Source organism: Cellulomonas sp. B6 (assembly GCF_001462455.1).
Lineage (GTDB): Bacteria > Actinomycetota > Actinomycetes > Actinomycetales > Cellulomonadaceae > Cellulomonas.
In genome coordinates this window covers 1-4033 of record NZ_LNTD01000175.1, presented here as the reverse complement: position 1 = coordinate 4033, position 4033 = coordinate 1, and the positions used below count along the sequence as shown (strand labels likewise).

Here is a 4033-nt window from a genome sequence, read left to right as displayed (position 1 = left end):
CCCGGGGTGACGGTGCGGTCCGGCCGCCGCCGGACCACGAGAGCGCGACCCGGTCCTGATCCCCGACCGGGTCGCGTTCTCGTGCACGGGGCCGCGGCGAGCGGTCGCGTCACGGGGCGTCGGGCCGGCCGGCCCTGCCCTCACGACGAGCGGGCGGGCCCGTCCGTGTCAGACGTCGAGCGCGCCGCGGACCACCGAGACGCCCGAGTGCGCGGGGTCCCCGTCCATCGGCTCGTCGCTCACGTCGACCACCGGGAACTGCGCCAGGTCCAGGCCGGGCGGCAGCGCGAACGTGCCGCTCGTGCCGTCGAGCGTGCCCAGGCTCACGAGGCCCGACACGTCGGGCTTGAGCAGCCACACCTCGAGGTAGCCCTCGACGCCGGGTGCGTCGTCGAGGTCGACGACGAGCGAGCGCGTCCCGTCGGGTGCGGTGCGGACCTGCGCGCTGCCGGTCTCCGACCAGCCGGGCAGCGGCTCGAGCGTCGCGCTCGCGAGCACCGTCCCGGGTGCCGACGTGCGCCACCACATCGTCGCGCCCGCGCCGCCCAGCACGAGGCCCGCGGCCGCAGCGACCGCGAGCCAGCGCCCGCGCACGCCGCGCGAGCGCGCTCGCAGCGGGACGACGACGGCCGGGCCACCGGCCGCGGCCGGTGCAGCGTCCGCGGGGGCGGTCGCACCTGAGCGCACGGCGGCGGTCGCACCCTCGTCCGCGGCGTCGGTCGCACCCGCGTGCGCCGCCGCGTGCGCGCGCTCACCGAGCCCGAGCTCGGCCGCGACGCGGTCCCAGACGTCCGGTGCGGGCGCCACGAGCTCCGCGGCCGGGCCCGCCTCGCGGGCGAGGTCGGCCACGTCGCGCAAGTCCGCGAGCTCGTGCGCGCAGCGCTCGCACGCGGTCAGGTGGGCGGCGTCGTCAGGCGTGCCGGCCTGCTCGCCGAGCGCGAGGAGGGCGAGGGTCTCGTCGTCCACGTGCAGGTCATCGGACGGCACCATCCACCTCCCATCGCGTGCGCAGGCGTGCCAGGCTACGCCGCACGTGGCTCTTCACCGTGCCCAGCGGCAGGCCCAGCCGGGCGGCGATCTGGTCGTGCGTCAGGTCGTCGAAGAACGCGAGCCGCAGGATCGTGCCCTGCGGGTCGCCGAGCCCCGCGAGCGCGTCGGCGACGACGACGCGGTCCACGACGCGCTGGTCCACGCCGGGCGCCGGGGCGGGGTCGGCCTCGGCCGCGACGGCCGGGGCCTGCGCCAGCCGACGGTCGCGCGCGCGGCGCTCGTGGGCGTCCGCCACCGCGTGCCGCGCGATGCCGACGAGCCACGCGGGCAGCCGTGCGCGGTCGGGGTCGAACCGGTGCCGGCCGCGCCACGCCTCGACGAACACCTGCTGCGTGACGTCCTCGGCCTCGGTGCGGTCGCCCAGCGAGCGCAGCGCGACCGTGTGCACGAGGGCCGACCAGCGGCGGTACGCCTCGCCGATCGCCGCCTCGTCGCCCGCGGCGAACGCGCGGCCCACGGCGTCGACGTCGTCAGGCGTGGCGGCGGGCACGCTCACCCCGTCTCCCTCCGACGTCGCGGCGACGCCGGTCGTCCTCGCCTGCAGCACGACGCTCACCCACCCGGTGCGGGCACGGCGGTGACGGCGACGTTGTCCGCATAGTGCCCTACCTCGCGGTCGAACGCCCCTCCGCAGGTGACGAGCACGAGCCGCGGGGCGCCGTCGCGGTCGAACCACTGCTCGACCGGTGCGTCGCCCTTGGGCACCTGCACGACGTCCTGCACGACGTACGCGTGGACCGTGCCGTCGGCCGTCGTCACCTCGACGCGCGCACCGACCGCGACGTCCCGCAGCCGCGAGAACGGCCCGATGCCGGTGGTCCACGAGTCGACGTGCGCCGCGACGACCGTCGCGCCCGCGGGGTCGGCGGGTGCGGGGCCGAACCGGTACCAGCCGGCGCGGTCCGCGTCGTCGGGGATCTCCATGCTGCCGTCGTCCGCGACGCCGACCGGGTCGACCGGCATGTCGAGGCCGAGGTCCGGGACGGTGACCCGCGTGGGGGCGGGTGCCTGCGTCGGGGCGGGTTGCGCACCCAGTGCGGCGTCCTGCACGGGGACCGCGGGGCCCGGGGCCGGCGCGGGTGCCGCCGCCGTGGCCGCCGGCGCGCTCGACGACGGAGCGTCGGGGATGGCCGTCGCGTCCGCACCGGCGTCCGTCGTGCCGCCGCACCCGGTCAGGACCGCGACCGCGACCAGCGCCGCCGCGTGCCGGGGGAGCACGCGGCGACGCCGTGGGGCTGCCGCCCCCGGCGCCCGCCCGGCGGGGGCGGGGCGGGCGCCGAGGGCGTCGGTGGTCACGGTGCGCGGGTGGCCGGTCAGCGGTGCGTGGTCGCGCGGCGCGCGACCACCTGACGACCGGCCAGGGCCGCACCCGCGACGCCGAGCGCGACGAGCATCGTCAGCGCCACGGGCACGGCCGGCGACGGCCGGTCCGCCGCGAGGCCGACCTGACCCGCCTGCACGCCCGACGGGCCCGAGTGCAGCCCGCTGATGCTCTGCGTCGCGAGCGCGAGGTTGCCGGCCTCGGCCGAGCCCCACGCGTAGACGATCGTGCTCGTGCCCTCGGTCACCGGGACGTCGGCCGGGCCGAGCAGCGCGGGCTGGGTGGTGCCGGTCGCGACGACCGACGCCGAGACCGTGCCGGCCGGCAGGTCGAGCGACTTCTCGTCCGGGTTGGTGAGGTTCGAGATCACGGCCTGACCGCCCGCGAGGACGTCCACGCCGGGCGCGGCGGCGACGTGCCGCACCGTGAGGCGGCCCTGCCCGGCGGCCGTGGTCGACGTGTCGTTGGTGAACAGGGTCGCGGTGGGCTGGCCCGACGCGTCGAGGTGCGCGACGGCCGTGTAGTTCTTGCCGCCCTCCAGCGGCAGGTCCACGGGCCCGATCGCGGGCGAGGACGCGTCCGCGGCGTCGGCGGCCGTGATCGCGACGCTGTACGTGCCCGCGGGCAGGTCGAGCGGGCCGGCGAGCGTGCCCGGTGTGAAGTCGTCGAGCGTGCGCTCGCCGTCGACCCACACGTCGACGGTGAGGCCGGGGACGCCGTGCAGCACCGAGAGCTTCGCGGTGCTGCCGGTCGCGGCGCTCGCGGGCAGGGCGGTCAGGGTCGCGGTCAGGCCGAGGGCCAGCGCGCCGGCAGCGGTGCCGGCCAGGAGTCGTGCGCGCATCGGTGGGTCCTTCCGTTCGGCCCGCCAGGGCGGGCGAGGACGTGCTGACACGACTACTTCCCCCGGGGGTGCGGGTGCGGATGCACCTCGTGCGGACTTTTTTCCGGGGCGTCCGCGCGCGGTGGCGTCGCGGGTCGGCACGCGCCGTCCGCCCGACCTGCGGCGACATGCTTTCCGCAACACGCCGCTTGCGTAAAAAGGGCCTCTGACCTGGGGCTTAGCCAGGCCTGGCTTGGTGGCGGGATGCGGTGGGCGGGTCTAGCGTCGAGGTGAGGGCGCAGCCGCCAGGTCGTGCCCGACAGGTTGTCCCGACCTACCGGAGGTACCGATGAGCACGCTCGCAGAGCTCCCCGCCGTGGCCGAGTGCTCGGTCGCCGGCTGCTCGTACAACGACCACTCGTCCTGCCACGCCGCGGCCGTCACCATCGGCGGCGCCGGCGACGCGCAGTGCGCGACGTTCATCCCGCTGAGCGTCAAGGGCGGCCTCGACCGCGTCGTGTCGCACGTCGGCGCGTGCCAGCGGCAGGACTGCACCCACAACGAGCACCTCGAGTGCGGCGCCCCCGCGGTGCGGATCGGCGCCGGGCACGACGTCGCCGACTGCCTCACCTTCGCCGCGCGCTGAGGCGCCGGCCCCCGGGCCCGACGGCCGCACCCCGACTCGCCGGGGTGCGGCCGTCGTCGTCCGCGCGCGGTCCGGGGGGCAGGGCGCGGTGCGCCGTACCTGACGAGCCCCGCTGCCGCAGCGGTGTGCTGCGTTCCGGCGACCAGAGCGCCGGAACGCAGCACACCGTCGCTGCCGGCCGCCAGCCGCGACCGCG

5 protein-coding genes are annotated in these 4033 nt (G+C 77.6%); 1 reads left to right on the top strand and 4 read right to left on the bottom strand.

From position 1 onward, the window contains the following. Nucleotides 1-168: 168 nt before the first annotated feature. The 4 genes from ATM99_RS14980 to ATM99_RS14965 are packed head-to-tail and all read right to left on the bottom strand — an operon-like array spanning nt 169 to nt 3212. Nucleotides 169-966 carry an anti-sigma factor gene (locus ATM99_RS14980; RefSeq protein WP_223305150.1) on the bottom strand — a complete coding sequence of 266 codons (798 nt, stop codon included), beginning with the start codon at nt 964-966 and terminating at the stop codon, nt 169-171. Nucleotides 967-973: 7 nt separating this feature from the next. After that, nucleotides 974-1546: an RNA polymerase sigma factor gene (locus ATM99_RS14975; protein WP_369798094.1), complete on the bottom strand. Its 573-nt coding sequence runs from the start codon at nt 1544-1546 to the stop codon at nt 974-976. 56 nt (nt 1547-1602) lie between these two features. Then, the gene (locus ATM99_RS14970; protein ID WP_223305148.1) at nt 1603-2346 is read right to left on the bottom strand and encodes a class F sortase; all 744 of its coding nucleotides are present in this window, start codon (nt 2344-2346) and stop codon (nt 1603-1605) included. 17 nt (nt 2347-2363) lie between these two features. Next, complete coding sequence (locus tag ATM99_RS14965; RefSeq protein ID WP_062103668.1) at nt 2364-3212, bottom strand: DUF4397 domain-containing protein; 849 nt, start codon at nt 3210-3212, stop codon at nt 2364-2366. A 328-nt stretch (nt 3213-3540) separates the two neighbouring features. Between ATM99_RS14965 and ATM99_RS14960 the strand changes: the two genes are divergently transcribed. Beyond that, nucleotides 3541-3837: a DUF1540 domain-containing protein gene (locus ATM99_RS14960; protein WP_046529937.1), complete on the top strand. Its 297-nt coding sequence runs from the start codon at nt 3541-3543 to the stop codon at nt 3835-3837. Nucleotides 3838-4033: the final 196 nt, after the last annotated feature.

Bases quoted from the DNA above. Each gene is read 5' to 3' on its own strand.
- ATM99_RS14965 (WP_062103668.1), bottom strand. From the start codon at position 3,212: ATGCGCGCACGACTCCTGGCCGGCACCGCTGCCGGCGCGCTGGCCCTC.
- ATM99_RS14960 (WP_046529937.1), top strand. From the start codon at position 3,541: ATGAGCACGCTCGCAGAGCTCCCCGCCGTGGCCGAGTGCTCGGTCGCC.